The 23,788-nt window shown below is 62.8% G+C and carries 28 protein-coding genes and 5 tRNA genes; 10 read left to right on the plus strand and 23 right to left on the minus strand.

What is annotated here, in order from left to right; genetic code table 11:
- Window positions 1–42: 42 nt before the first annotated feature.
- The 10 genes from ABNP46_RS11285 to ABNP46_RS11330 form a co-directional block, all read right to left on the minus strand.
- A tRNA-Met gene (locus ABNP46_RS11285) sits at window positions 43–119 on the minus strand.
- A 112-nt stretch (window positions 120–231) separates the two neighbouring features.
- Window positions 232–308: transfer RNA gene (locus tag ABNP46_RS11290), tRNA-Met, on the minus strand.
- 112 nt (window positions 309–420) lie between these two features.
- A tRNA-Met gene (locus ABNP46_RS11295) sits at window positions 421–497 on the minus strand.
- A 112-nt stretch (window positions 498–609) separates the two neighbouring features.
- Window positions 610–686 (minus strand) — tRNA-Met (locus ABNP46_RS11300).
- A 112-nt stretch (window positions 687–798) separates the two neighbouring features.
- Window positions 799–875: transfer RNA gene (locus ABNP46_RS11305), tRNA-Met, on the minus strand.
- Between the two features lie 210 nt (window positions 876–1,085).
- The gene (locus ABNP46_RS11310; protein ID WP_349917807.1) at window positions 1,086–1,829 is read right to left on the minus strand and encodes a hypothetical protein; all 744 of its coding nucleotides are present in this window, start codon (window positions 1,827–1,829) and stop codon (window positions 1,086–1,088) included.
- Between the two features lie 57 nt (window positions 1,830–1,886).
- Window positions 1,887–2,615, minus strand: coding sequence for a hypothetical protein (locus ABNP46_RS11315; protein ID WP_349917810.1), 729 nt, complete (start codon window positions 2,613–2,615; stop codon window positions 1,887–1,889).
- 126 nt (window positions 2,616–2,741) lie between these two features.
- A complete protein-coding gene (locus ABNP46_RS11320; protein ID WP_349917812.1) occupies window positions 2,742–4,376 on the minus strand; it encodes an ATP-dependent endonuclease in 1,635 nt (544 codons plus the stop codon).
- Window positions 4,377–4,453: 77 nt separating this feature from the next.
- The gene (locus tag ABNP46_RS11325; RefSeq protein WP_349917814.1) at window positions 4,454–4,576 is read right to left on the minus strand and encodes a hypothetical protein; all 123 of its coding nucleotides are present in this window, start codon (window positions 4,574–4,576) and stop codon (window positions 4,454–4,456) included.
- Window positions 4,577–4,635: 59 nt separating this feature from the next.
- Window positions 4,636–5,523 (minus strand): AraC family transcriptional regulator, encoded by an 888-nt coding sequence (locus tag ABNP46_RS11330; protein ID WP_349922467.1) that lies wholly within the window; start codon window positions 5,521–5,523, stop codon window positions 4,636–4,638.
- Window positions 5,524–5,736: 213 nt separating this feature from the next.
- Between ABNP46_RS11330 and ABNP46_RS11335 the strand changes: the two genes are divergently transcribed.
- Both ABNP46_RS11335 and ABNP46_RS11340 read left to right on the plus strand, forming a co-directional pair.
- A complete protein-coding gene (locus ABNP46_RS11335) occupies window positions 5,737–6,654 on the plus strand; it encodes a DMT family transporter (RefSeq protein WP_349917817.1) in 918 nt (305 codons plus the stop codon).
- A 51-nt stretch (window positions 6,655–6,705) separates the two neighbouring features.
- Window positions 6,706–7,593, plus strand: a complete 888-nt coding sequence (locus ABNP46_RS11340; protein ID WP_349917819.1) for a LysR family transcriptional regulator — start codon at window positions 6,706–6,708, stop codon at window positions 7,591–7,593.
- A 3-nt stretch (window positions 7,594–7,596) separates the two neighbouring features.
- Here the strand turns inward: ABNP46_RS11340 and ABNP46_RS11345 are convergent, their stop codons facing one another.
- Window positions 7,597–8,376 (minus strand): TSUP family transporter, encoded by a 780-nt coding sequence (locus tag ABNP46_RS11345; RefSeq protein WP_349917821.1) that lies wholly within the window; start codon window positions 8,374–8,376, stop codon window positions 7,597–7,599.
- A gap of 145 nt (window positions 8,377–8,521) precedes the next feature.
- Complete coding sequence (locus ABNP46_RS11350) at window positions 8,522–9,295, minus strand: tRNA-uridine aminocarboxypropyltransferase (protein ID WP_349917823.1); 774 nt, start codon at window positions 9,293–9,295, stop codon at window positions 8,522–8,524.
- 173 nt (window positions 9,296–9,468) lie between these two features.
- Here ABNP46_RS11350 and ABNP46_RS11355 point away from each other — a divergent pair, with 173 nt between their 5' ends.
- A complete protein-coding gene (locus tag ABNP46_RS11355; RefSeq protein ID WP_349917825.1) occupies window positions 9,469–9,882 on the plus strand; it encodes a VOC family protein in 414 nt (137 codons plus the stop codon).
- Between the two features lie 62 nt (window positions 9,883–9,944).
- On the opposite strand, the gene ABNP46_RS11360 is transcribed toward ABNP46_RS11355, so the two are convergent.
- Window positions 9,945–10,928: a D-alanine--D-alanine ligase gene (locus ABNP46_RS11360; RefSeq protein WP_349917827.1), complete on the minus strand. Its 984-nt coding sequence runs from the start codon at window positions 10,926–10,928 to the stop codon at window positions 9,945–9,947.
- A gap of 222 nt (window positions 10,929–11,150) precedes the next feature.
- Window positions 11,151–11,759 (minus strand): 2OG-Fe(II) oxygenase, encoded by a 609-nt coding sequence (locus ABNP46_RS11365; RefSeq protein WP_349917829.1) that lies wholly within the window; start codon window positions 11,757–11,759, stop codon window positions 11,151–11,153.
- 241 nt (window positions 11,760–12,000) lie between these two features.
- Here ABNP46_RS11365 and ABNP46_RS11370 point away from each other — a divergent pair, with 241 nt between their 5' ends.
- Both ABNP46_RS11370 and ABNP46_RS11375 read left to right on the plus strand, forming a co-directional pair.
- On the plus strand, window positions 12,001–12,477 hold the full coding sequence (locus ABNP46_RS11370; protein ID WP_349917832.1) for a glutathione peroxidase: 477 nt from the start codon (window positions 12,001–12,003) through the stop codon (window positions 12,475–12,477).
- Between the two features lie 204 nt (window positions 12,478–12,681).
- Window positions 12,682–14,097: a DEAD/DEAH box helicase gene (locus ABNP46_RS11375; RefSeq protein ID WP_349917834.1), complete on the plus strand. Its 1,416-nt coding sequence runs from the start codon at window positions 12,682–12,684 to the stop codon at window positions 14,095–14,097.
- A gap of 67 nt (window positions 14,098–14,164) precedes the next feature.
- On the opposite strand, the gene ABNP46_RS11380 is transcribed toward ABNP46_RS11375, so the two are convergent.
- The 4 genes from ABNP46_RS11380 to ABNP46_RS11395 form a co-directional block, all read right to left on the minus strand.
- Complete coding sequence (locus ABNP46_RS11380; protein ID WP_349917837.1) at window positions 14,165–14,614, minus strand: GNAT family N-acetyltransferase; 450 nt, start codon at window positions 14,612–14,614, stop codon at window positions 14,165–14,167.
- A 54-nt stretch (window positions 14,615–14,668) separates the two neighbouring features.
- On the minus strand, window positions 14,669–15,121 hold the full coding sequence (locus ABNP46_RS11385) for a GNAT family N-acetyltransferase (protein WP_349917839.1): 453 nt from the start codon (window positions 15,119–15,121) through the stop codon (window positions 14,669–14,671).
- A gap of 26 nt (window positions 15,122–15,147) precedes the next feature.
- Window positions 15,148–15,480 (minus strand): YnfA family protein, encoded by a 333-nt coding sequence (locus ABNP46_RS11390; RefSeq protein ID WP_349917841.1) that lies wholly within the window; start codon window positions 15,478–15,480, stop codon window positions 15,148–15,150.
- Window positions 15,481–15,691: 211 nt separating this feature from the next.
- Entirely contained in the window at window positions 15,692–16,534 is an 843-nt protein-coding gene (locus ABNP46_RS11395) for a DUF5718 family protein (RefSeq protein ID WP_349917843.1), read from the minus strand.
- A gap of 265 nt (window positions 16,535–16,799) precedes the next feature.
- On the opposite strand from ABNP46_RS11395, the gene cyaB reads away from it, so the two are divergent.
- The 4 genes from cyaB to ABNP46_RS11415 all read left to right on the plus strand — a co-directional run bounded on the left by cyaB (window position 16,800) and on the right by ABNP46_RS11415 (window position 18,828).
- Window positions 16,800–17,354 (plus strand): class IV adenylate cyclase, encoded by a 555-nt coding sequence (gene cyaB, locus ABNP46_RS11400; protein ID WP_349917846.1) that lies wholly within the window; start codon window positions 16,800–16,802, stop codon window positions 17,352–17,354.
- 14 nt (window positions 17,355–17,368) lie between these two features.
- A complete protein-coding gene (locus ABNP46_RS11405) occupies window positions 17,369–17,761 on the plus strand; it encodes an NUDIX hydrolase (protein WP_349917847.1) in 393 nt (130 codons plus the stop codon).
- 120 nt (window positions 17,762–17,881) lie between these two features.
- Window positions 17,882–18,388 (plus strand): GNAT family N-acetyltransferase, encoded by a 507-nt coding sequence (locus tag ABNP46_RS11410; RefSeq protein ID WP_349917850.1) that lies wholly within the window; start codon window positions 17,882–17,884, stop codon window positions 18,386–18,388.
- A gap of 125 nt (window positions 18,389–18,513) precedes the next feature.
- Entirely contained in the window at window positions 18,514–18,828 is a 315-nt protein-coding gene (locus ABNP46_RS11415) for an antibiotic biosynthesis monooxygenase family protein (RefSeq protein ID WP_349917853.1), read from the plus strand.
- A gap of 39 nt (window positions 18,829–18,867) precedes the next feature.
- On the opposite strand, the gene pdxY is transcribed toward ABNP46_RS11415, so the two are convergent.
- The 3 genes from pdxY to ABNP46_RS11430 all read right to left on the minus strand — a co-directional run bounded on the left by pdxY (window position 18,868) and on the right by ABNP46_RS11430 (window position 21,573).
- The gene (pdxY, locus tag ABNP46_RS11420) at window positions 18,868–19,731 is read right to left on the minus strand and encodes a pyridoxal kinase PdxY (RefSeq protein WP_349917854.1); all 864 of its coding nucleotides are present in this window, start codon (window positions 19,729–19,731) and stop codon (window positions 18,868–18,870) included.
- Window positions 19,732–20,162: 431 nt separating this feature from the next.
- A complete protein-coding gene (locus tag ABNP46_RS11425; protein ID WP_349917857.1) occupies window positions 20,163–20,918 on the minus strand; it encodes a DUF429 domain-containing protein in 756 nt (251 codons plus the stop codon).
- A 76-nt stretch (window positions 20,919–20,994) separates the two neighbouring features.
- A complete protein-coding gene (locus ABNP46_RS11430; protein WP_349917859.1) occupies window positions 20,995–21,573 on the minus strand; it encodes a VC2662 family protein in 579 nt (192 codons plus the stop codon).
- Between the two features lie 332 nt (window positions 21,574–21,905).
- Between ABNP46_RS11430 and ybcJ the strand changes: the two genes are divergently transcribed.
- Window positions 21,906–22,139: a ribosome-associated protein YbcJ gene (ybcJ, locus tag ABNP46_RS11435; RefSeq protein WP_100860961.1), complete on the plus strand. Its 234-nt coding sequence runs from the start codon at window positions 21,906–21,908 to the stop codon at window positions 22,137–22,139.
- A gap of 76 nt (window positions 22,140–22,215) precedes the next feature.
- Here the strand turns inward: ybcJ and ABNP46_RS11440 are convergent, their stop codons facing one another.
- Together ABNP46_RS11440 and ABNP46_RS11445 are read right to left on the minus strand one after the other, a co-directional pair.
- Entirely contained in the window at window positions 22,216–22,689 is a 474-nt protein-coding gene (locus tag ABNP46_RS11440) for a DUF4442 domain-containing protein (protein WP_349917862.1), read from the minus strand.
- Window positions 22,690–22,758: 69 nt separating this feature from the next.
- Window positions 22,759–23,679, minus strand: a complete 921-nt coding sequence (locus tag ABNP46_RS11445; RefSeq protein ID WP_349917865.1) for a LysR family transcriptional regulator — start codon at window positions 23,677–23,679, stop codon at window positions 22,759–22,761.
- Between the last annotated feature and the right edge of the window lie 109 nt (window positions 23,680–23,788).

Raw genomic sequence — 23,788 nt, forward strand, 5'->3', positions numbered from 1 at the left:
AGCATCCCAGTGACTTGCGCCCCTGCCATGCCGGCAAAGAGTTGGTTGCGGGGGCCGGATTTGAACCGACGACCTTCGGGTTATGAGCCCGACGAGCTACCGAGCTGCTCCACCCCGCGTCCGAATTGTTGTCCGTTGCCAGACGTTTTCACCATCACACTGCCGAGCAGTAGCAGTGGATGTCGTTGCAGCATCCCAGTGACTTGCGCCCCTGCCATGCCGGCAAAGAGTTGGTTGCGGGGGCCGGATTTGAACCGACGACCTTCGGGTTATGAGCCCGACGAGCTACCGAGCTGCTCCACCCCGCGTCCGAATTGTTGTCCGTTGCCAGACATTTTCACCATCACACTGCCGAGCAGTAGCAGTGGATGTCGTTGCAGCATCCCAGAGACTTGCGCCCCTGCCATGCCGGCAAAGAGTTGGTTGCGGGGGCCGGATTTGAACCGACGACCTTCGGGTTATGAGCCCGACGAGCTACCGAGCTGCTCCACCCCGCGTCCGAATTGTTGTCCGTTGCCAGACATTTTCACCATCACACTGCCGAGCAGTAGCAGTGGATGTCGTTGCAGCATCCCAGAGACTTGCGCCCCTGCCATGCCGGCAAAGAGTTGGTTGCGGGGGCCGGATTTGAACCGACGACCTTCGGGTTATGAGCCCGACGAGCTACCGAGCTGCTCCACCCCGCGTCCGAATTGTTGTCCGTTGCCAGACGTTTTCACCATCACACTGCCGAGCAGTAGCAGTTGATGTCGTTGCAGCATCCCAGAGACTTGCGCCTCTGCCATGCCGGCAAAGAGTTGGTTGCGGGGGCCGGATTTGAACCGACGACCTTCGGGTTATGAGCCCGACGAGCTACCGAGCTGCTCCACCCCGCGTCCGAGGTGGCCAATAATAGGCTCCATCCCAAATATTGCAAGCAAAAATCTTGAAAAAGTTGAGTGTGTGTACTAAGCCGCCGCTATTTGCTGCTTTGCCGGACAAACCGCTTTGTTTTTATGCAGTTAACGCCGCCACCTCTTCGTTCATCCCCTTTCACAACAAAAAACGGACCCGCAGGTCCGTCTCAACATTCCCTGTCCAGGCCATCAGTTCAGCTGATAGCGATAGGCGATCCCCAGTTGCTGATCATTCCCATAATTGTTGTCCGACGCATAGGCATAGGTGCTGATGGACTGACGCTTGGTGATCTTGTAGCCCATGCCGAGACCGGCAAAGTAGCCATGATAATCGTTCGACCCCATAGACCCCGTCCCGAAGGCAATGAAGGTCCACTTGGGCGAGAGCGGCTTGAGGGTGAAGACGCCAAGATATCCCCCCTTGCTGGTATTGGGCATCAAGACGAACTCCGAGCCGGTATCGATGTCCACCGAGCCACAGCCCTGGGTGCCGACTTCGCAGGCGATGTCCCCGTCGTTGTAGCTGACCCCCGCCATGGGGAAGATCTGCCAGCCCGCGGGGGCAAAGCCGAAGGCACTCAGGGGAATGAAGGTGCCGAGACTGTAGCTGGTCTGCTCCGCATCATGATCAAACTGCTTCTTGCGGAAGTTGAAGTTGAAGATGCCGATATCGGAGAGCCAGGAGCCCCCCAGCCGCCACTCGCTGCCATCCTTGTTGATGGAGGCGTTGAGCTTGCTGACCGGCCCCATCCCGATGGAACCCGACACCTTGAACTCATCGGTGTAACTGGCCCCCAGCTGGGTCACCACCTTGGTGGGATCGTCCGCCAGCTTGTCCGCTTCCTTGATATCCCGCGCCGACGCCTGGACACCCCCACTGACAGCCAGGAGCAACAATCCCCCCGTGATACGACTGACCCAGTCCGTATTCATCCCCATCTCACCCCTGCTTGTCTTGTTGTGAACCCACACCATAACCGATTTTCTCTTTCAAGGCAGAGACAACTGCTGCAATGCGCCACTTGCGGCGATTTCGGCGATCAGCAGACCGCAGAGCGTCACGGAGAGCACCACGGGGGCCGTCTCCTGCTGTCGATAGAGGGGGGTGAACCAGAGCAGCAAGGCGGCGATCAGCAGCGCGGCCTGGGTCAGCACCCAGGGTTGCAGGGCGCTCAGCACCTGAGTGGCAGGCTCCGCCATCATCATCAGGGCGACGAACCAGAGCAGGCTGGCGATGGCCGCCACCAGACCGGCCACCGGCAGCAGGACATTGAACGCCTGCAAGCGGTGACGGGCCCGCAGCAACATCAGGTGGGCAAACGCCGATCCCAGCAGCACCATCTGCAGCAAGCCGTTCACCCATCCCTGCAGTTGCAGCAAGCCTGTGCCATAGAGGGCCAGCGGCAGGGCCGGCAGCCACAGCAGGGTGGCGGGAATGGCGCGTTTACCCTCGAGGCGGGACTGGACCAGCGACAGGACAATTCCCAGCACCAGGGCTGCCCCCCCGCTCCAGATAAGCCAGCCGCTCATCCCGGCTTCGATGGCCAGCATCAGGGAGAGACCGGTAATGACCCAGACGGAGAAGAGCTGGGTGGTGATCCGCGAACGCTGTCCCGGACAGAGATCGCCGCGCCAGAGCACCAGCGCGAGGGCGATCAGGGCCCCCAGCGCCATCAGGCCGGTCAGGGGGAAGAGCCAGGAAGGGAGTTGGACGAACATAGGGTCTCCAGCAACAGACAAAAAGTAGGCGTGACGCGCGCCAACCATAGGTGCGCGGCTTCATATAGAAGGGGGCGAGTATACCCAAACTCGCCCCCTTCCCCAACGGCCGACGATCCGCACCGATCAGCCCTGGCCGCGAGCCAGCGCCACCACCCGTCCAAACATCTGCTTGATCACCGGGGGAATGCGATCACTGCCGAGGCGCTCTGCCTCCTCCACCACCGCCAGCGCCATGCCGGGCTTGCTGCGATGATGGATGGCCTTGGTGATGATGCGAGAAGGGCTCATGGTCGAGCGCCCCCCGACCCCGGCTTCACGCCGGAACACGGATTCAAAACCGTTCTGGTAGAGGTAGTGCTCGATGTCCGCCGCCGGCAACTGGGTCACCCGATCGCGCTCGCGCTCCCCCTTGAGCAGGGCACGGGCGGAGCTCGCGTACTTGACCCCCGCCTCGTCGCCGTCGGTGAGCAGGTGCCACTCGATGCCAAAGTCCCGGGCCACCTTGATAAGGGGCGCCTGGCCGCACTGGGCAAACTCGATGATCCGCACCCCCTCGGCCCGCAGGCTATAACCGCAGATCTGGGCCAGCTCGGAGAGCAGCCAGATCTCGGTCTCCCCTTCCACCAGCAACCAGCAGCGCGCGAACAGGGACATGGGCCTGTTGATGCGCACGTGAAACGCTATCTTGCGCAGATCGTCGCTGCTGTAGCGCTCGCCACCAAGCTGCTGGCAGAGGATATCCTGCTGGCGCCGTACCAGCCGGCGCACCTGATTGAGCGGCAGTGACGACAGCAAGTCCCCCGAGTTGGTGGTGAGCAGCTTCTGCCCCGGCAACTGCTCCAGCAGCCCCCAGGCCAGGGCCAGCATGGTGGGGTGCAGCCGGCTCTCCGGATCTTCCAGTATCATGATGGGTCTGGCCCCTTCCTCCAGCTCCCGGTTGCCACGGGCATTGAGCAGCATGGCCGCCATCCCCGCCATGGCCAGTTGCAGCGCCCGGTTGTCCGCACTGCGCAGCAGCACCTGCAGGTTGCCGGGGTTGCGCAGGGTCATGGGGCGATTGACGATCTCCCGCTGGCTGCGCGGCTTGTGCTTGATGGGGGCCAGGGCGCGGAAGTAGTGATCCATCAGCTGACGCACCGCCTCCAACGCCTCTTTCAACTCGGGTTCGCCGATGCGCTGGGGTTCGTCCGTCAGCTTGCCGGAGAGATCTCCCAGCCGCTGGGTACTGAGATCTCCCCAGGGCAGGGTCTCGATGCCATCCCGCGCGGTGCGGGCATCCCGCAGGCGGAACACCGGGTTCATGGTGATGAGCAGTTGCACCAGATCGTCGTTGTTCTCTACTTCCAGGCTCTTGCCGATGCCATCGAGAAAATCGTGAATCGTCAGCACGCTGCCGTCATCTTGCAACTCGGCGCTGGCCCGGTAGTGAACCCGGTGGAACTTGTCCTTGTGGGGGATCCAGGCCGCACCGAGGCGAGCCAAACGGCGGGAGTGCTGGCACATCTGGGGACGGTATTCACAAAAGGTGAGCACCAGTTGCAGGGTGCGGGAGGCGGCCAGCTCAGGATCTTCCGGCTGATGGAAGTCATCCGCGGTGAATTGATAGGGCTCGGCATCCCCCAGCAGGCACCAGAGGGCACGCAGCAGGCTGGACTTGCCCCAGGCGTTCTCGCCGATGAGCACCGTGGTGTGATCCAGCCCGAGCGAGAGCCGGTTTATGCCACGAAAACCTTTGACTTCAATACGTTCCAGAAACATTCAGCCACACCAGATCCATATACATGGAGCCATAGTGGCAAAGTTGCCTGCAAAAACCTACCGGGTTGCGACGATTTTCAGCGGGAACTGTGAGGCACGAGGGGTTCGGGGGCGGCAGGGGCACAGAGGCGGATCTTGGGGCCATTCCAGTGGCTGAACCAGAGGTGGCGGGTACGGGTCTGACGTTTGCGATGATTCAATGGGCACTCCGTTTGAGACAAGGGCAGCCAACCGCCGCCATGGCTTCGCAGTGTGCCCCTCAACCGTGACAGCCAGATGACAGCTGGCCACGCCACTGGCCCGGGCTCAGGCCGAAGGCCTCCTTGAAGCGGTTGCCAAGGTGTGCCTGGGAGGAGAAACCGCACAGGGCGGCGATCCCGGCCAGGGATTCGGGCCCCGCCAGCAACTGCTTGGCCCGCTGCAAACGCAGCCCCAGCAGATAGCGATGGGGTGGACAGCCAAGGCTCTGGCCAAACATGCGAGCGAAGTGATATTCGCTCAGACCCGCCTCCCGGGCGAGATCGCTCAAGGTGACGGGATCCGCCAGGTGGGCCAGCAGGTACTCCTGCACCCGCCGGATGGTCACGGGTGCCAGCCCGCCACGCACCTGCGGCAGAGCCGGCGCCTCCCGGGTGTGGTGGCGATAGGCATGGAGCATCAGCATCCAGGTGCCGTGAGAGAGCGCCATGCGATCCCCGTCCATCTGCCAGTCCAGCCCCATCAGCTGTTGTTGCACCAGGGCCGCGGCCTGGGGATCCTCGATGAAGGTCTTGTCCTCCAGCAGCAGATGCCGCCCCTCCTTGTCGCAAGCCTCCTCGGCGATGCGAGCAAGGTGGGCCGGACTGAAATAGAGGTGGAAGAAGCGAAACTCTTCGCGCACCAGCCACTCGGATCTGTGGTGATCCGGCATGATGCACACCTTGCCGGTTCCGCCGTGGCCGCCTGGTCCATCGAGGCGCTCGGTCTGCTCGCCCCCCTGCAGATAGACGCTGATGGTGTGATGACCGGGCTTGTGATAGCGGGTCTGATCATAGCGGTTGCACCAGCTGGCGAGGCCGAGCCCGGGTTCCAGCCAGCAGGCGTTCTCCAGCCGCGCCCCCGTGCTGACCAGGGCATCGAATACCCCCGCCTGTCTGATGGGCGGCATCATTGGCTGCATTGCCTGTTGCACCTCGGTTCTCCTCGTTGGCCGCGCTACTTGGCCCACTCTCCCGTGGGCCCATATTCGCCTTTGCCCTCATCTTATCGTGGGCCCTGCCCGGGCGCTGCCCCTGGCGGCAAAAAACCGCAAGATGCTGTAAGCCAGCGTTGCGCACCGGGCCCATGCTGGGATCCTGTCATCTTGCTCCACGGAAAACCCATGAACCTCTTGCTCTATATTTCCACCGTCCTCATCTGGGGCAGCACCTGGATTGCCATCGCCTGGCAGCTTGGCCCCATCCCCATCGAGGTGTCCGTGCTCTATCGCTTCGCCCTGGCGGCGCTGGCGCTGTTTGCCCTGCTCACGATCACCGGCCGGTTCCCACGCCTGCCCTGGCAGGGGCAGCGTTATGCCGCCCTGCTCGGCGCCCTGCTGTTCTCCACCAACTTCCTCTGCTTCTACCACGCCACCCTCTACATCCCGAGCGGCCTGTCGGCGGTGATCTTCGCCAGTGCCAGCATCTTCAACGGCCTCAACCTCTGGCTGTTCGAGGGTAAGCGCCCCGGCTTGCGCTGGCTGCAGGGCTCCGTATTGGGACTGCTCGGCACCCTGCTCCTGTTCTGGCCGGTGCTGGCGGATGCCCAGCTCGGTGCCAATGGCTGGAAGGGGTTGTTGTTCGCCTGCGCCGGCACCCTCTGTTTCTCGCTCGGCAACCTGGTGTCGGCCCGGGGTCAGCGCCAGGGCTATCAGGTACTGCAGATGGTGCCCTGGGGCATGGTCTACGGGGTGCTGCTCCTGCTCGGTTGGGTCGCCCTGCTCGGTCAGTCCCTGACCCTGCCCACCGAGCCCCGTTATGTCGCAGCCATGATCTACCTGGCCATCTTCGGCTCCGTCATCGCCTTTACCGCCTACCTCACCCTAGTGGGGCGCATCGGGGCCAGCAAGGCGGCCTATGCCACCGTGCTCTTCCCCCTGGTGGCGCTGAGCCTATCGACCCTGTACGAGGGGTTCGTCTGGCAGACGGTCTCCATCGTCGGGGTGGTGGTCAGCCTCATCGGCAACCTGGTGATCTTCGCCCCTCCCGTCAAGGCGTGGCGCTGGCCGCTCTCGAGGGCTGCAAACGGTACTTGCCCCTGATCCCGCCAGCCCCTAAGGTAACGACTTCCAACCAAGAGGCCGGGAGGCGACATGTTACTGGAAGGACTGGAGACACTCTGCCTGCTGGCGAGCGAGGGGACCATGGCCAAGGTGGCCAGCCGCCTCTATATTAGCCAGTCGGCAGTGAGCAAGCGCATCAATCAGCTGGAGCTGCGCCTTGGCAAGAAATTGATCGAGCCGGACGGGCGCCAGATCCGGCTCACCCCCCAGGCCCGCGAGCTGCTGGCCCGGGTGGCACCGAGCCTGGCCGAGATGAAGGGGGTACTGGCGGACAGCCAGATCCTCACCGATGGCAGCCCCCTGCCCGTCGCCTGCTCGGAGACATTGCTGGCGGGCTATCTCGCCCGCTTCATGCACGACTATCTCGGGCAGGATCCCCACCTCGCCCTTTCCACCCACCACACCCCGGTGATCCTGGCCCGGGTGCGCGGCGGCGATGCCCTGCTCGGCATCTGTGCAGGCAGACTGCCGCCCGGACACGGCCTGTGCGCCGAACTCCTGCTGACGGAGCCCTTCTATCTGGTGGGAGGTGATCAACAGGAAGCGGAAGTGGGTGATCAGGGGAGCCAGGGGGAGATGCGCAAGATCCTGACCATGGATCTGGACAACCCCTCCAACCGCTATCTGCGCGAGCCGTTGGCGGCGCAAGGGTTCGAGCCCGCCATGGAGCTCGACTCCTATCTGGCGTTGATTGAACTCGCCAAGGCGGGCATAGGCCCGGTGCTGCTACCCGCCGGCCTGCTGGCCCTGGTGGGAGAGCAAGGTGTACAGGCCCGCCCCCTGCCGGGATTGGGGCGCCCCCTGCACCTGGTCTATCGCCCCAACAGCTTGAAGCGATCCCGCATCGCTCGCCTGGTGGCGGCCATCAAGGGGCACTTCGCCGGGCTCGATAAAGAGCCGCAGCCCGGCCTCAGATAATGCTCAGTGAAGCCAGGAAAACAGTTCGGGATACTGGCTCCACACCAATTTGGCGGACATCAGCAAGGAGACGGTGACCAGCAATGGTTTAATCAGCTTCACCCCTTTTTTCAGCACCAGCCGGGAGCCGAGCCGGGCGCCGATGAACTGGCCAAGGGCCATGCAGAGCCCCACACTCCACACCACCTTGCCCCCCAGGGTGAAGAACAGCAGGGAGGCGATGTTGGAGGTGAAATTCAGCAGCTTGGTGTGGGCCGTGGCCCGCGCCATGCCAAACCCCGCCAACGCCACGAAACCGATGGCAAAAAACGACCCCGTGCCCGGCCCGAAGAAACCGTCGTAGAAACCGACCCCGCCCCCCACCAGCAACGCAAACAGCATGGGGCTGAGGCGGCGCTGGCTCTCGGCATCGCTCACCCGGGGGGAGAAGTAGAAATAGCAGGCGAAGGCCACCAGCAGGAAGGGCAGCAACCGCTCCAGGATGGCCGCGTCTATGGTCTGCACCGCCAGGGTGCCGAGCGCCGCGCCGATAAAGGTGCAGATCACCGCGGGCCAGATGATGGACCACTCCAGCAGGCCGCGGCGGGCATAGAACCAGGTGGCGGAGAAGGAGCCGAAGCTGCTCTGCAACTTGTTGGTACCGAGCACCAGGGCCGGCGGCATGCCGGTGGCCAGCAGGGCCGGCACCGTCAACAGGCCCCCGCCCCCGGCGATGGCATCGATAAAACCGGCGACAAGGGCCACCCCGAACAGGGCGAGCAGGGTATACAGTTCCAATTCCATCCATAGACCTCGTGTGATTGCGGCGCCCGGCGCTAGCCAGGAACCTGAATGAGTCAGCAGGCCGCTATCCTAGCGAGCCCCGGCTCATGAAGCCAACGAAACGATGGCAGCCAATTGATTCCTGATATTCATCAATAGTCCCGACTCAGAGACTGCGACTCCCCTCACCTTCGCCTTGCAAGGCCGCCTCCCCCTTGATGGCCTCGAGGGCCCGCAGCAGCGGCTGTTCATCCTCTCCCGGTGCCCGGCTCACCCGGCCCGCCATGTAGCGACTGCTGAAGAGGTTGAACCAGTGCTGCAGCGCCTGCCCCACCCTGATCTCGCCAGCCACCTCCAGCACGCAGGCCGCCACCTCGGCGGTACACAGATGTTCATCGTTGTGGGCAACTCGCATGCCGTAAGTGGAGAGCGCATCCGGCTTGATGGCGAGCACCGGGAAGCCATCCAGATAGGGGCTCATGTTGAACATCTTGCGCGCCTCGGGCCAGGTGCCGTCCAGCAAGATGAAGAGCGGCTTCTTGCCGGGGAGCGGCACGACCTCGGTGGTGAGGCGGGCCGGCGCCTTCTCGCAGGCGGGAAACACCACATAGGGCTGCCAGGCGGGATCCGCCAGCAGAGCCAGCAGCTCGGGATGGGGCTGAGTGCGCTTCCAGAGAAAGGCCCAAGTGGTGCCTGGCAACACGTCGGCAATGAGGCGACCTGTGTTGGAGGGCTTCATGGGTTCGCTGTCATACATCAGCAGGCAGAAACCCGCTTCGGCTTTCAGTGCGGGGCGCCACTCGCAGGCACACCAGTCGTGGCGCAGCTGGCACGCCTCGCAGCGGGGTACGGCGCCGCCACGGGCGAGAAAGGGTCGGGTCGAGACGCTCTTGCGCCAGATGCGCAGGCGATTGACGGCGTGATCGGGGATGGGCTTCATGAGAGGAGGCGCTCGGGATGCGGGTTCACGGGTAAAGGGAGCGGATTGTAGCGAGCGCCATGATGGCTCGCAAGCAGTGGCTCACCGGAGCGCCGGCATGCCTGCCATCCCCTCCTATACTTGGTCGTCACCCATCCACCCGGCCCGGGCAACCGATGGGACAAGGAGCAAAGATGGCAGAACAAGACATGGCAAAAGAGCACGCCCTGGCGGAGGGGTCGACCTTCACCTGGCACGAGCTCTATGTGCCGGATCGCGATGCCGGGGTGGCGTTTTACACCCAGGTGCTCGGCTGGCAGGTGCAGCAGACGGCGCTGGAGGGGTTCGACTACCCCATGCTGGTGGCCAACGGCCGACCGGTGGCCGGGGTCATGTCCACCCGGGACAACCCCGACATGAACGGGGTGCCCCCGCATTGGGCAACCTATGTGGCGGTGGACGACGTGGATGCACGGCTCGCCAGGGTGGCCCAGCACGGCGGCACCGTGGTGGTGCCCCCCATGGATATCCCCAGTGTCGGGCGCATGGCGCTCATTGCTGACCCGCAGGGCGCCCATATCTGGCTGTTCACCTCGGCCCCCATGTAAACCGGGTTGCCACCCATACGACAGAGGGGCCCGTGGGCCCCTCTTGCTTGTAACAGTCCGCGTTATTTGCGCAGGATCTGCTCGAGGTAGTGCGCGAAGTTGTGGCCGTGGTGGGCCAGCAGTTTCGGGAACATGGAGATGGAGGTCATCCCCGGGAAGGTGTTGATCTCGTTGAGCAGGATCTCCCCCTCTTCCGTCAGGAAGAAGTCGATGCGCGACAAGTGGGTCAGCTTGAGCTGGCGGAACGCCTTGAGGGCGTACTCATGAATGGCATCGGCCTGAGCCTGGGTCAATCCCTCGGCCCGCAGGGCGGTCTCGGTGTGGCTGGCGCTGCTGTACTTCTCTTCATAGGTGTAGAACTTGTCGGTGGGCACGCAGATCTCCCCCGGATAGGTGGCCACCAGCTCGTCGCCGTACTGATAGACCGCCACTTCCAGCTCGCGGGGCTTGACCGCTTTTTCGATCAGCACCTGCTCGGAATAGCCGAAGGCGTCCTTGATCCCCTGCAGCAGCTCGGCCTCGTTGCTGGCGGCATAACAGCCGACCGACGAACCTTGCGACGCCGCCTTGATGAAGACCTTGCCCCACTTGGCCAGCCCGGCTTTTGCCTCGGCCAGGCTCTCTTCGCTCTGCTCGGTCAGGAACAGGTAGGGAGTGTTGGGGATGCCGAGGGCGGAAAACCACAGCTTGGTGCTGATCTTGTTGAAGCAGATCTTGCTCGCCTCGGCGTCACAACCCAGATAGGGCAGACCCGCCAGCTCCAGGAAAGATTGCAGATCACCGGTCTCGCCGGGGTAGCCGTGGATGCAGGGCACCACGAAGTCCACCGGACGGGCCACGCTGTCAAAGGAGAGCAGCTTGTCGAGCCCCAGCTTGCACTCGCGGCCATCGGCACTGAGCCAGCGATCGGCGAACATCTCGACCCGGGTCACCTCGACCCCGGCCAGCAGACCGAGTTGTTGCTCGAGGAAATTGGCGCTGCGCAGAGAGACTTCGTGCTCGGCGCCACCGCCGCCGCACAGCAGCAAGACATGCATGTTCTTCATTAGATGTGATCCCTTGGGAGAAGCGGCTTCGTCATGAACGGTGATAATGCCATCGCGCGATCCCCGCACGAAAACCGGGCGAAGCCTGAAACGAACATAAGTGCGGGCAGTGTAGCAAGGGAGGCGAAGCCTTGTCAGCCGATGCGCCCCCTCTTTCCCCCCGGATGAGGCCAGAAAAGGGGGATGGGGGCCGTCCCTGTGTCAAAAATGGTCCTGCACCCCTCAACGAGGGGGATCCACCCGCCCGGCCCCGTTGCCATTGACCCGGAACCAGCCGGCGATGCTGTAACGCTCCTGGCTCGCAGGCAGCACCTCGTGGGGAAACTCTTCTGACAGAAACAGCACCAGCCGCCCTCCTCTGGGAGAGACATCCATCAGAAACTGCTCGTCATCGTCATAGACCCGCAGTATCCCGCCCGCCTCCGGGGCCCAGCCGTTGTTGAGGTAGAACACCGAGGTGAGGCGGCGATTGGATCGCCCGGCGAAGGCATCGCGGTGAGTGGCGTAGAAATCCCCCTCCCGGTAGCGGGCGAAGTGGGCCTCGTAGTCGAACAGCCCCAGCATCAGGTTGCGGTTGGCGGCCAGACGCAGCCCCTCCATCCGGGCCAGATAATCCGCCACCGGTCCCCCGAGATCGGGCTCGAGCCAGTGGATCTGATCCCGGCGAATGTCGGTATTGCCCTGATGCAGCCCCTCGCGCCCGATGCCCGCCGGCTGCCACTCGTGGGGCAGGCAGGCTTTGAGTGCATCCACCTCGTCGGCGGTTAAAAAGTCGTCCACGATCACCCATCCCCGGGTGTAAATGGCATCCATGACGGCCTGATAGTCCAAGATAGGGCTCGCAGCGAATGAAGAGAGTGCGCTTTGTAGCGACTTCGGCGCCTTGGCACAAACCGGTTTGCTTCTCTTGAGAAGTCCCGCCATCAATGCGTACGGGGAAAAGGCCACGGCGACCGCTTTTTCCCTTGCTGCTCGGCTCACTGGCCGTTAACGTGCTGATATCACTCGGCTCTTGTCCGCCGAGGTTTATCAACAAACGGTTATCACCGGATCATGTGAAAAGGATATGCCCATGCCTCTCGCCTCCTTCCCCCTGCAGCGACTCGATGGCAGCGACTTTCCCAGCGCAGACCTGCACGGCAAGGTCATCCTGGTGGTGAACGTGGCGAGCCGCTGCGGCTTTACTCCCCAGTACACCGCTCTTGAGGCCCTCCATCGCCAGTTCGGCCCAGAGGGCTTGCTGGTGCTGGGCTTCCCCTGTGATCAGTTCGGTCACCAGGAGCCGGGGGATGCCGAGGAGATAGCCCGCTTCTGCTCGGTGGATTACCCGGTGAGCTTCCCCATCCTCGCCAAGTGCGAGGTCAACGGGGATCAGGCTCACCCCTTCTATCGCTGGTTGAAGCAGCAAAAACCCGGGTTGCTCGGCATCGAAGCCATCAAGTGGAACTTCACCAAGTTCCTCATCGACCGCGAAGGCCGGGTGGTGGACCGCTTTGCCCCCCAGACCAAGCCCGAGGATCTCGCGGCCCCGATCCGCGCCCTGCTCTAAGGCCTCCCTCCTTCGTCATTCGAGATGCCTCCCAACGTGATGCGGAGGCATTTTTCATGGGTAGCCCACCGCCCTGCGCCACAGGGTTACTGCGCCCTTGCCGCAGTTCTGCTATATTACGCGCCCATGATCTTTCCTTTCCATGTTGTGGCGGCCGCTGTGCGCCGCCCCCGTTGAGCCCAAGGCTCGGAGTCTTTCGCAAAGATGTCATTCAATGAACTGGGTCTGTCACCGCACATTCTGCGCGCCGTCAAGGAGTTGGGTTACGAACAGGCAACCCCCATCCAGCAGCAGGCCATCCCGGCCATTCTGGCGGGACAGGATGTGCTGGGCGGCGCCCAGACCGGCACCGGCAAGACGGCCGGCTTCACCCTGCCCATGCTGCACCGGCTGCTGGCCAACCACGGCCGCGGTGGCCGTCGCCAGGTCCGCGCCCTGGTGCTGACCCCGACCCGCGAGCTGGCGGCCCAGGTGGGCGAGAGCATCGTCAAGTACGCCCACCACCTGCCATTTCGTACCCTGGTCGCCTACGGCGGCGTCAGCATCAAGCCCAACCTCGATGCCATCAAGCTCGGGATCGATATCCTGGTGGCCACCCCTGGCCGCTTGCTGGACTTGCTGACCCAGGGCGCCCTGACCCTGAGCGCCCTGGAAGTGCTGGTGCTGGATGAAGCGGATCGCATGCTCGACATGGGATTCATCACCGACATCCGCCGCATCATGAAGGCGCTGCCGGAAGAGCGGCAGACCCTGCTGTTCTCCGCCACCTTCTCCGATGACATCAAGGCGCTGGCAGACGATCTGCTCAAGACCCCGACCCTCATCGAGGTGAGCCCGACCAACAGCACCGCCGAGCAGGTCAACCAGCGCATCATCAAGGTGGACAGAGAGCGCAAGCGCGAGCTGCTCTCCCACATGATCGGTCGCAACAACTGGCAGCGGGTGCTGGTGTTCGTGCGCACCAAGCAGATTGCCGACAGGCTCGCCGAGCAGATGGTGAAGGATGGCCTGGACACCGTCGCCATCCACGGCGACAAGACCCAGGGTGCCCGCAACCGGGCGCTGACGGATTTTCGTGAGGGCAAGGTACGGGTGCTGGTCGCCACCGACATCGCCGCCCGTGGCCTCGACATCGACGATCTGCCCCACGTCATCAACTTCGAGCTGCCCCAGGTGGCCGAAGATTACATTCACCGCATCGGCCGTACCGGTCGGGCCGGGCGCGGCGGCGAGGCCATCTCCCTGGTGAGTCTGGATGAGCACGATCAGCTCAAGGCCATCGAGGCCCTCATCGGTCTTAGCATCCCGAGCGAAATCCAGGAGGGTTATGAGCCAAGCGGCAAGCCGACTCGCCAGACCCTGCCGGGCAACAAGCAGTTGCAGAACCCGTCGCGGGAGCGGGGTCATGCCAACGCCAGGCACAACAGCGGCAAAAACGGCGCCGGCAAGGGGCAATCCGCCAAGCCCGCAGGCAAGCGTCCCGCCAAGGGGGGTAGCAGCAAACCCGTCGCCCCGGCGCGCAAGAAAGAGGTGCGTGGCGAGGATACCGGTTTCGCCCCCCTGCGCCGCCTGCCCAAGGCCCAGCGCGACGACTACCAGGACAACTCCAACGAGGAGTGAGGCCTGGTTGTCGTCCATCAGACAATAAAAAACCGCCGAAAGGCGGTTTTTTATTGTCCATCCGGGGTCAACTCGCCCCGGGCTCGTCGGCCAGGGCCATATGCAGCAGGGGATAGGGTCTGCCCTCCCCATCCAGAGGCGAGCGTCCCTCCACCACGAAGCCCATCCGTCGATAGAAGCCGAGTGCCTGCTCGTTCTGCTCATTCACATCCACCCGGCGCGCCCCGAGTGCCGCGATGGCATGGCTCACCAGCTGGCGGCCCACCCCTTGCCCCATCCCGGCAGGAGCGACGAACAGCATCTCGATATTGCCGTCAGCCACCCCGATAAAACCGACCAGATTGCCATCCAGCCTGGCACCGTAAAGGCGCACGGCATCAAAATAGTGTTCCAGGATCAACGATCTCAGGGCCACTATGTCCGCTTCTGGCAGGAAGTGGTGGCTGGCGCGCACCGAGGCTTCCCAGATGGTGATAAGGGTCGGGTGATCGCACGGGCGTGCGGCTTCAATCTCCATTGATACCTCGCATGTGTCGTGAACGGGGCCCAGGTCTGGCTGTTGCTGCCCCACTTAGCGCGGCGCCTTGATGACAAAGCCCCGCTCGATGCCCGCCTTGAAACCGAGCCCCTCGTAGAGACGGTGGGCGGCCTCGCGCCCCTCCCCCGAGAGCAGCATAACCTTGTAGCAATCCAGCGCCCAGGCGAGTGCCAGGGTGCGCTCCAGCAGCCGATGGCTGAGCCCCTGGCGACGAAACGCGGCGCCTGTTATCACGTGCTCGATGATACCGAAAGGGCGGCCACCGTTGGTGAGGGTCGGGATGATCCCGAGTTGGCAGCTGGAGGCAAGCTCGCCATCCACCAGGGCCACCATGATGCGGGTATGGGGTTGGCCAAGCAGGGCCGCCAACCCCTCGTGCGCCGCTTGCTCATCGAGCACGGGATCCCGGGGTCTGAGCTCCTGGTAGAGGGCCAGCAGCCCGGCCAGATCCTGCGCCTCGCATGCTCTGATCACCACATGAGTCATCTTGCTGATCTCCCTTGGCATCGATATCAAGCGGGCCTGGGGGCAAACATGATGATGGCCATGCCGATGAGGGCCACCCCGGCCCCCACCAGATCCCACAGGCTGGGTTTGATGCCATCCACCGCCCAGAGCCAGAGGATGGCCACGAAGATATAGACACCGCCATAGGCGGCATAGACGCGGCCCGCAGCGGTCGGGTGCAGAGAGAGCAGCCAGGCAAACAGGGCCAGGCTCAGGGCAGCCGGCAGCAGCAACCAGGCGCTTTTGCCCTGATTCAGCCAGAGATAGGGCAGATAGCAGCCCACAATCTCGGCGATGGCGGTCACCAGAAACAGGGCCAGGGTCTTGAATTCAATCATGGGCAGTGAGGTTCCTTGCAGGGATGCGCTTCTTTTGGCAAATCATACTGTTATATACAGACTCTGCAATTGGTCAGGCAGCTCGGTGAGCTTTGGAGGGGAGACAGCAGCCGTGGGGATAACATCAAGGCGGGGCAAGGCAGTTGAAAGGACTGGTTTGCGGTATCAGTGCTGAGGCCTGCCAGCTGGCGGGCCTCAGCAGGCGAGCCTCTCAGCGGGTCTTCACCGCCTGCAGCAGCACTGAGACATCCGCGCCGAAGGTGCGGTTGCGAATGGCCTCCCGGATATCCTGCTCGCTGTAGCGACTGCCCGGATAGACCAGCACGCAGGCGGTGTCCCCCGGTTGCAGGAAGTGGGTCTCACCGAAGGGAGTGTAACGGGTGGCGCCAATGCTGATGAGGGCATGGCTCGGGCGCCCGGCCTGGGCCAGCAGCCCCTGGATGTGCTCCGCCGGCCCCTCATCCTGCTGATGATTGAACTTGTCGATGGCCCAGTCCAGCAGCTGGCCGTGGAAATAGCTGTAACCGAGCGCCGCGCTGTCAACGCCATAAGGATGCAACTCACCGCCCCGCTCCAGATAGCAGGCGATGCGGTAATCATCGAGCTCGCAGCCCTTGGCAAAGTGGGAGAGCGGCAACAGGTTCGCGGCCAGCCCCTTGCTCTCGGGGCCCCAGTTCTTCTTCTCGCTGATTTTCTTGGCGTTGGGGCGGCGGATGGAGCAGTCGTTGTAGGCAGCAAACGCCCGGGGATGGATGGCCACCACCTGATCCCCGGCGTAGGCCAGCTCGCACCAGAGCGCCACTTCCGGCTCTATCTGCACCTTCTCGTCGCCGCTCACCGCCACCTCGGGCAGGAAGATGGCGTCACCGCTCAAGGGGAAGACCCCGAGCTGGCCCGGGTGGGAGGGCACATAGAAGGGGAACAGTGCCTTGGGGGCCGCCTTGTCCGTGACCTGCACGGCCACGAAGTCCGCTGCCTCCCCTGCCTGCTCCAGATGGCCGGCAAAATTGCCCGCCACCCCCAATCCGATGAAGTTGCTCTCGGTTATCTGCATCTGTGACTCCACTCGCGCCGGCCCCTGCCGCCGCTGTCGTTGTTCATGGTCGGTGACTACCGCCAAAGAGGGAGAATATTAAAGCACAGCCCCCTCTCCTCGCCCAGCCGGCGGCCATCAAGCTGTGCGCCAACGCCTGTTTTACCGGGTCGAGTGAGCATAAAACAGACAATTGGCATCAGGCTGTGATCCCGTCACTTGGGCAAGCCCCGTAGTTTTGCTAGTCTGCGCTATTCATTTGTCGGATGAGCGCCCGTTGCCTGCCATGACCACACATTTTGAAGGCCGTTTCGAGGTGGAATTCAAGTATCGCCTCGCCGATCGCACCGCCCTTCTCGCGGCCCTCGACCACCTCAGTCCCGAGGTGATGCTGGAGGACAATCAGGAGCGGGATTGCTACTTCGATACCCCGGCGCGTACCCTCGCCGCCGAGGGGAAGAGTCTGGTGATCCGTGCCATGGCGCCGTCCGGCATTCGGTTGTGGATCCTGAAAGGGCCGGGCGCGGATCGCTGTGAGGCGGTCAACATCAGCGACGATGGCAAGGCCATCAGCATGTTGCACAACCTGGGGTATGAGCAGGTGCTCTGCATCGAGAAGCGGCGCAGCATCTACTTCCTCGGCCCCTTCCACCTCACGCTGGATCACCTGACCGGGCTCGGCGACTTCGCCGAGCTGGCCATCATGACCGACGACGAGGCCGCCCTGCCGGGCTATCGCCAGCAGTTGCTGGCGCTGGCGGCCCGGCTCGGCCTTGACGATGCACAACGGGAAAGCCGCTCCTACCGCATACTGTGCGAACAGCAGCGGGAGTCACTTTAAAAATGGAGTTTTACATGATAGACAAACTTTCCTGGCTCACATTTCAGGATAAACAACTGCTGTGTGCGCGCTCCCACGGCAAGCACATCTACTACATCCCCGGCGGCAAGCGGGAGCCGGGAGAGAGTGACGAGGCAGCCCTCATCCGGGAGATCGACGAGGAGCTCTCGGTGCATCTCAAGCCGGATTCCCTGCGCTTTGCCTGCGAGTTCAGCGCCCAGGCCGATGGCAAGCCCGAGGGAGTGAACGTCAGGCTGCGCTGCTACACCGGCGAGGCCGAGGGCACGCCCACCGCCTCGGCGGAGATCGCCGAGCTGCGCTGGCTGGACAGCCGTCATCTGGATGAGATCTCTCCCGTCTCCCGCCTGCTGTTTCAGTGGCTGGCAGAGCAGGGTCTGATCCGCTGAGCACGGCATAGCGACAAGCATCCACCGTGCCGCGCATGGGCAGCGAAGAGCCTGCTCCAGATTATGTTCAGGGCGTGATGACCCTATTTATTGGCAATGAAGAAACGATGAGGAGTTTCAATGGAGATCCTTGAGGTCGATAGCACCAGAGGCATCAAACCGGCACTGATCACCCTGCTGCAAGACAGCGTGGCCAGCGGCGCCTCGGTGGGCTTCCTGCCTCCACTGCAAGAAGAGCAGGGACTGGAATATTGGCAAGGCATCGAGGCCGACTTGGCCGACGGGGTGCGCAAGCTCTGGGTGGCCTTCGATCAGCACCATCTGGTCGGCGCCCTGCAGCTCTCCCTCAGCACCAAGGCCAACGGTGGCCACCGGGCCGAAGTGGAAAAACTCATGGTGCACAGCGAGGCCCGTGGCAAGGGGGTGGGCCGCGCCCTGATGCTCGCCATGGAGCAAGGGGCCCGCGACGCCCATCGCACCCTGCTGGTGCTGGACTCCCGGGTGGGGGATGTCGCCTCCAACCTCTATCGCCAGCTCGGCTATGTGGAGGCGGGCCAGATCCCCAATTTCGCCAAGAGTGCAGACGGCACCCTGGCGGCGACCCAGTTCTTCTACAAGCAGCTCTGAGTCGGGGTGTATTGAACGCCCATCATAAACAAGGCCAGCCGCGAGGCTGGCCTTGTTTATTGGGGCATAAGTTGTTGAGATGAGGCTTCTTTACAAAGCAACCCGCTACCGAACAAGGAGTCCCCATGATATTGGAAGTCGCCCCATTGCAGGTCATTGCGGGCCAGAGCGCCGCCTTCGAGCAGGCGTTTGCCAAGGCCCAGCGCATCATCAGCACCATGCCGGGTTACGCCGGTCACCAGTTGCAACGGTCCCTGGCCGATCCCGACCGTTACCTGCTGCTGGTCAACTGGCAACGACTCGAGGATCACACCCAGGGCTTTCGGGGCTCCCCCCACTATCAGGAGTGGAAGGCGCTGCTGCACCACTTCTACGACCCCTTCCCCACGGTCGAGCACTTTCAAGCCGTGATCCTGGACGGTTCGGAGCAGGCGGTCTAACGCTGATCAGCCCATCACATGACGGGCTGATCACCCTCATCAGGCCAGTTGCTCAGCCCTGTGTGTTATCTGCGGCTCGGCAAACGCCGCCTGCGCATCGATGAGCTGCAGCTCATAGGCATCGACCTGCCAGGTGCGAAGCAGCACCGCATCCACCGCTGCATTGGTGCGCTCGAAGGACGCCACCGCATCGAAGCCCGCCAGCAGGTTCGCCAGCATCAGGGCGCTGATGAGATCCCCCACCCCCACCGGCTGGCGGGCAAACTCGTAGAGCGGACGGGCGATGAGGTAATCCCCCTCGGCGGTCGCGAGCAGCATCTCGAACCGGCCGACCTGACTGGCGGCCCGGCCCAGGTGCTTGACCAGTACCATCTTCACCCCTTTGGCCAGCAACTGGTGCGCCGCGGCACGGGTTTCCTCCAAATCCGCCAGCTGGGTGTCGCACAGGGTCTCCAGCTCCAGCAGATTCGGCGCCATGATGTCCGCCACCGGCAAGGCCTTCTCGGTCAGGAAACGGGTCACGCCGGGGGCGACGATACAGCCTTTCTCCGGGTGGCCCATGACGGGGTCGCAGAAATAGATGGCCGCCGGGTTGGCCAGCTTGACCGCCGCCACTACCGCCAGGATCTCGTCCCCCTGCTCGGCAGAGCCGAGATAACCGCTCAGCACGGCGTCACACAGTCCCAACACCTCAATATTTCCCAACCCTTTGCACAGCGCACTGATGTGGCCGGCGGGCATCGCCATCCCCTGCCAGCCTGCCGCGTACTGGGTGTGGTTGGAGAACTGCACCGTGTTGATGGGCCAGACTTCCATGCCGAGACGACGCATGGGAAACACGGCAGCGCTGTTGCCGGCGCAACCAAAGACCACGTGGGACTGGATAGAGAGAATGCGTTTCATGGAAACCACCGCAGAAGAAGCATGAGGAAAGCAGGCAATATATCGGATGAAGAGACGGCGGTTCCAGCGATTAGCGGCACAAACCGGTAATTCCCCATCAAAAAACCGAGAAAGTGGCGGCGCCCGCTACCAACCTCGCCATTCCCTGCTCCCTGCGAAGCCTTTTGTCTCGGTTGTCTTTGATGTTGCGTCAGCCTGAAATCGGACTGCAAGATTTTAGTTTGATGGCATATGAGAGCGTTTTTGAACCAAGATAGGGCGATAGAACAGACAACTCTAACTAGGGTGAAAAACGGGTGGCGGGTGGCGGATGGCGGATGGCGGGTAGAATGGCGCGCAGACAAACCGGGCAGAAGAGCAAACGACGGTGAATATCACGCCACCTGACCCAGAAACAACTCATGAATCAGGTGGCTGCTTCTACCTTGGGATCACCCTTGGGCGAAGTGATAGACCCAGCCCTCATCCAGCGGGAAGTCCGCCGGGGCTGACAGCAAGGGGGGCAACACGGAGACGGCACCCTTGGCGGCATATTGCAGCGCCACCAGAGCGCAGAGGGCCGCATCGTAGGGATCCGTGCCTGGTACCAAGGTCGCCGGCAGATGAGCCGCTATCTCCCCTCTCGCCAGCGAGGCCCTGCCAGCGGTTTTAGCGAGGGCAGGATAAGTCTCCAGCACGGCGCGATCGGCCTCTGCCACCCGACTCGGCACCAATTGCAAGTCCGCCAACCGTGGCAACATGGAGATCGCCAGGGTGGCGTTGTTGCCGAGCCGGTCGAAGGTGGCCGACAGCGGCTTCTTCTTGTATTGCCGATGAAGCCAGCGATCACAGTCGCGATAGGCGAAAGGGTTGTCTATCTCCCGCTGGGGCACGGCGCACTCGGGTCCCCTCCCCGCCAGCAGTTCGGCAAGGGCGCGCGGGAAGGCCAGGGGCGCATCGATGCCAAGGGCCAGTTGCGGGCAGGCCAGCACCTGCATCAACCCCATCTCGTCTTGCAGCGCCGGGCGCAGCAGGGCATCCAGATCCGGAGCCACCCGGGAGCTCAGCCGAAACAGGGGGGAGATCCCCAGCCAATGCAGCTGCTGCGTCCTCGCCTGCCAGCCCACCACGGCCACCGCCTGGGCATTGCCCTGCCAGCCTCGCACATCCCAGCCGATGCCGATGGCATCCATATGAGCAGTCGTCATCTCAATCACATCTTTCTGTTCAGGATGCTGCACAGGGTAATGCCTGCCCCCGCCAAAGCAAGGGCGAGACCACGACCTAGAAGGATTTCTTGAAATTGATGAGGGGCAGAATGGGGAAGACACCGTTCTCGGCGTAGTTGGCCAGGCCGATCTGCAAGCCATCCAGGTGTTTGGTGGCATTGACAAAGCCAATCTGGAAGGTGGTGCGCTCGGCATAATTGACGAAGCCCACGTTGGCCAGGGCATTGCCCTTGGCGATGTTCACCGCCCCCCAGTTGAGGCCCTTCACGTTATTGGTCAGGTTGACGAAGCCCAGGTTGACCCCGATGTCCTGCCCCTCGTGCCAGTTGACGGCGTTGATGGCGACCCCGCCAAACTGGTGACGCACTCGCGCAGCCCCGAAGAAGATGCCGAGCTGCAGGCCGGTGAACTGATCCACATCGGAGAGCGCAAACACCGGCAGATCGATGCCTTTCACCTGACCGGTACGGCCATAGAGGAAGGAGGCGCGCGCCCCTTCCACCTGATGGGAAGCGGGCAGATTGACGCCGGGCAGGGAGATCTGGACCGGGGTACTGGCCTGAGCGGCGCTGCTCAAGGTCACAGCACCCAAAGCCAGAGTACCGCTGGTGAGCAGCAAGGCGAGAGACTTCATCGATAAATCCTGGGAGTGGAGGTGAAACCCCTACCCTAGCAAAGCCGCACCGCGGGCACGAGGCGGCCACCCCGCGGCTGCGTCACCTCCCGTCATCCCGTAACTGCATTTGTGACGGAATACGTGCCCTTGCTCAGTCACTTCCTTGACCGGTAGAGGGTCTGACATACCGATAGCACTGGTGAATGGCATGACGCCCTCCCCTGTCACCTCGCAGCCTGACAGCAGTTTTTCTGCCTCAATCCGGCTCTGGCTCTTTTCCTGTTGCCCCTAACTGCCTAAAATAGCCGCCCTGCCGTTTTCGGCACTCATCGTCAGCAAGAGGATTCATCATGGAAACGTTTCTGCTCGAGGGTCACCCCTTCGTCGCCCTGTGCGATCTCATCAAGCATCAGGGGTGGGCCGATTGCGGTGGCGCGGCCAAGGCGCTGGTCGCCGACGGTCTGGTCGAGGTGAATGGCCAGGTCGAGACCCGCAAGCGTTGCAAGATAGTGGCTGGCCAGGTGGTCAACTTCAACGGCATGAAGGTGGTGGTGAAAGAAGGGATCAGCCCCGAGATCGAGTGAGTACCACCGCCATCGGGTCTGATGGCAGGAGAGCCCAGCCATGGGTCGAGCCCTCTTCAGAATGTGAGTCTGTGACTCAGCTGGCCTTGATCGACAGGGTCAGCACGAAACGCGCCATCGCCTCATCGCCGTTCAATGACGGACAGGTGGCCACCACCTGGATGGGGCGGTTGATGCGTTGTCCGGTCGCGAGGGATTCGTCGATCATGACATCGATGGCCTCCCCGGCCTCGCAATCGAAGCGCACGTCCGCCTCCGGCCGCTTCAAAAACTCCCCCTGCACATCCTTGAAAGCGAAATGCACCTTCTTGCGCCGCTGCCGCCCCTTCTCCATCACCAGCAGACCACCGACCAGATCGGCACCGGTCGCCAGGGCGCCAAAATACATGCTGCCCAGGTGATTGCGGGTACGCCAACCCAGTGGAATGCGGATGCGCAGGGCTTTTGCGTCCATCCGCTCTATGACGGGGGCGCAAAAACCGATGACGGGAATGTAGCGCCAGGCGAAGAGACGCAGGGCGAGGTTGGCTTTGAGGCGTTGCAGGTCCATTGCAAACTGATCCGATGAGTGAGTGTGAATGAAATGTTGCCAGCATCCCCCCTCAGAGGCAAGCGCCGATTAGCCGTTCCCTGAACGCCCCAGGATCCCCCCGTTCTCCTTGAGCAGCAGCGCCACCTCCTCCAGCACATAGTCGATGAACAGGCGCGCCGCGTAAGAGAGTCCCTTGCGGCTCGGGTAGACCAGCCAGATGTTGTCCAGGGTCGTCTCATACTCGGGCAGCAGATCGATGATGGCGCCGCTCTCCACCTGGGCACGCATGGTGAGCTCGGGCAGCACGGCGATGCCGTCCCCCTCGGACACCGCATGGCGGATGTAGTAGGAGCTGTTGGAGATCATCCGGCTGTTGATCAGGATCTCCCCGTGATTGAAGGTAAGCTTATTGTCCAGCTGGCCATCCGGCAGGCGCGTCACCAGCACGTTGTGATGGTGCAGATCCGCAAGGGAGGCGGGCCTGCCGTGGCGCGCCACATACTCCCGACTGGCGTAGAGCTTGCGAGTGAAGGGCATGATGGTGCGGGCGACAAAGCTGTTATCGATCACATCGCCGATGTGGATGCTGGCGTCCAGCCCGTAGTTCAGGATGTCTCGGTAGCCGACGCTGCTCAGGTGCAGCTCAATGTTGATCTTCGGATATCGCGCCAGAAAGCACTTGATGATGTCGTGGATGAAGATGTCAGAGTCATTGAGCAGCCCAATCTTGATGTTGCCCACCGGCTGATGGCTCTGGGTACGGATCTGTTCGTGAGTCTGATCCAGCTGGCTGATGATGTGTTGCAGGTTGTTGTAGTACTCCAGCCCCACCGGGGTCATGGTCAACCGTCGGGTCGTGCGGGTGAGCAGCTTGGCATTGAGCTCGGTCTCCAGATCCTTGATCCGGCGGCTCACGTTGGAGCGCGGAATGTTCAGTGCATCGGCCGCGCTGGTAAAGCCCCCCAGCTCCACCACCGACAGAAACAACTTGAGATCGTCGATCCTCACCCCTTACCTCCCCGTTTTCCCGCCTGGCCTCGCCACCATGGCAAGCCTGAGGCCTTCTCCAATTGTCTCACAAATCGAGACAGTGTTGGCAGTCAAAGGCTGATTATCG

The sequence above is a fragment of the Aeromonas veronii genome, assembly GCF_040215105.1.
Taxonomy (GTDB): Bacteria; Pseudomonadota; Gammaproteobacteria; order Enterobacterales; family Aeromonadaceae; genus Aeromonas; species Aeromonas veronii_G.

What these genes read in the sequence shown, in the direction of transcription:
- ABNP46_RS11310 (WP_349917807.1), bottom strand. Translation starts at nt 1,829, where the DNA reads ATGAATACGGACTGGGTCAGTCGTATCACGGGGGGATTGTTGCTCCTG.
- ABNP46_RS11315 (WP_349917810.1), bottom strand. Translation starts at nt 2,615, where the DNA reads ATGTTCGTCCAACTCCCTTCCTGGCTCTTCCCCCTGACCGGCCTGATG.
- ABNP46_RS11320 (WP_349917812.1), bottom strand. Translation starts at nt 4,376, where the DNA reads ATGTTTCTGGAACGTATTGAAGTCAAAGGTTTTCGTGGCATAAACCGG.
- ABNP46_RS11330 (WP_349922467.1), bottom strand. Translation starts at nt 5,523, where the DNA reads ATGCCGCCCATCAGACAGGCGGGGGTATTCGATGCCCTGGTCAGCACG.
- ABNP46_RS11335 (WP_349917817.1), top strand. Translation starts at nt 5,737, where the DNA reads ATGAACCTCTTGCTCTATATTTCCACCGTCCTCATCTGGGGCAGCACC.
- ABNP46_RS11340 (WP_349917819.1), top strand. Translation starts at nt 6,706, where the DNA reads ATGTTACTGGAAGGACTGGAGACACTCTGCCTGCTGGCGAGCGAGGGG.
- ABNP46_RS11345 (WP_349917821.1), bottom strand. Translation starts at nt 8,376, where the DNA reads ATGGAATTGGAACTGTATACCCTGCTCGCCCTGTTCGGGGTGGCCCTT.
- ABNP46_RS11350 (WP_349917823.1), bottom strand. Translation starts at nt 9,295, where the DNA reads ATGAAGCCCATCCCCGATCACGCCGTCAATCGCCTGCGCATCTGGCGC.
- ABNP46_RS11355 (WP_349917825.1), top strand. Translation starts at nt 9,469, where the DNA reads ATGGCAGAACAAGACATGGCAAAAGAGCACGCCCTGGCGGAGGGGTCG.
- ABNP46_RS11360 (WP_349917827.1), bottom strand. Translation starts at nt 10,928, where the DNA reads ATGAAGAACATGCATGTCTTGCTGCTGTGCGGCGGCGGTGGCGCCGAG.
- ABNP46_RS11370 (WP_349917832.1), top strand. Translation starts at nt 12,001, where the DNA reads ATGCCTCTCGCCTCCTTCCCCCTGCAGCGACTCGATGGCAGCGACTTT.
- ABNP46_RS11375 (WP_349917834.1), top strand. Translation starts at nt 12,682, where the DNA reads ATGTCATTCAATGAACTGGGTCTGTCACCGCACATTCTGCGCGCCGTC.
- ABNP46_RS11380 (WP_349917837.1), bottom strand. Translation starts at nt 14,614, where the DNA reads ATGGAGATTGAAGCCGCACGCCCGTGCGATCACCCGACCCTTATCACC.
- ABNP46_RS11385 (WP_349917839.1), bottom strand. Translation starts at nt 15,121, where the DNA reads ATGACTCATGTGGTGATCAGAGCATGCGAGGCGCAGGATCTGGCCGGG.
- ABNP46_RS11390 (WP_349917841.1), bottom strand. Translation starts at nt 15,480, where the DNA reads ATGATTGAATTCAAGACCCTGGCCCTGTTTCTGGTGACCGCCATCGCC.
- ABNP46_RS11395 (WP_349917843.1), bottom strand. Translation starts at nt 16,534, where the DNA reads ATGCAGATAACCGAGAGCAACTTCATCGGATTGGGGGTGGCGGGCAAT.
- cyaB (WP_349917846.1), top strand. Translation starts at nt 16,800, where the DNA reads ATGACCACACATTTTGAAGGCCGTTTCGAGGTGGAATTCAAGTATCGC.
- ABNP46_RS11405 (WP_349917847.1), top strand. Translation starts at nt 17,369, where the DNA reads ATGATAGACAAACTTTCCTGGCTCACATTTCAGGATAAACAACTGCTG.
- ABNP46_RS11410 (WP_349917850.1), top strand. Translation starts at nt 17,882, where the DNA reads ATGGAGATCCTTGAGGTCGATAGCACCAGAGGCATCAAACCGGCACTG.
- ABNP46_RS11415 (WP_349917853.1), top strand. Translation starts at nt 18,514, where the DNA reads ATGATATTGGAAGTCGCCCCATTGCAGGTCATTGCGGGCCAGAGCGCC.
- pdxY (WP_349917854.1), bottom strand. Translation starts at nt 19,731, where the DNA reads ATGAAACGCATTCTCTCTATCCAGTCCCACGTGGTCTTTGGTTGCGCC.
- ABNP46_RS11425 (WP_349917857.1), bottom strand. Translation starts at nt 20,918, where the DNA reads ATGACGACTGCTCATATGGATGCCATCGGCATCGGCTGGGATGTGCGA.
- ABNP46_RS11430 (WP_349917859.1), bottom strand. Translation starts at nt 21,573, where the DNA reads ATGAAGTCTCTCGCCTTGCTGCTCACCAGCGGTACTCTGGCTTTGGGT.
- ybcJ (WP_100860961.1), top strand. Translation starts at nt 21,906, where the DNA reads ATGGAAACGTTTCTGCTCGAGGGTCACCCCTTCGTCGCCCTGTGCGAT.
- ABNP46_RS11440 (WP_349917862.1), bottom strand. Translation starts at nt 22,689, where the DNA reads ATGGACCTGCAACGCCTCAAAGCCAACCTCGCCCTGCGTCTCTTCGCC.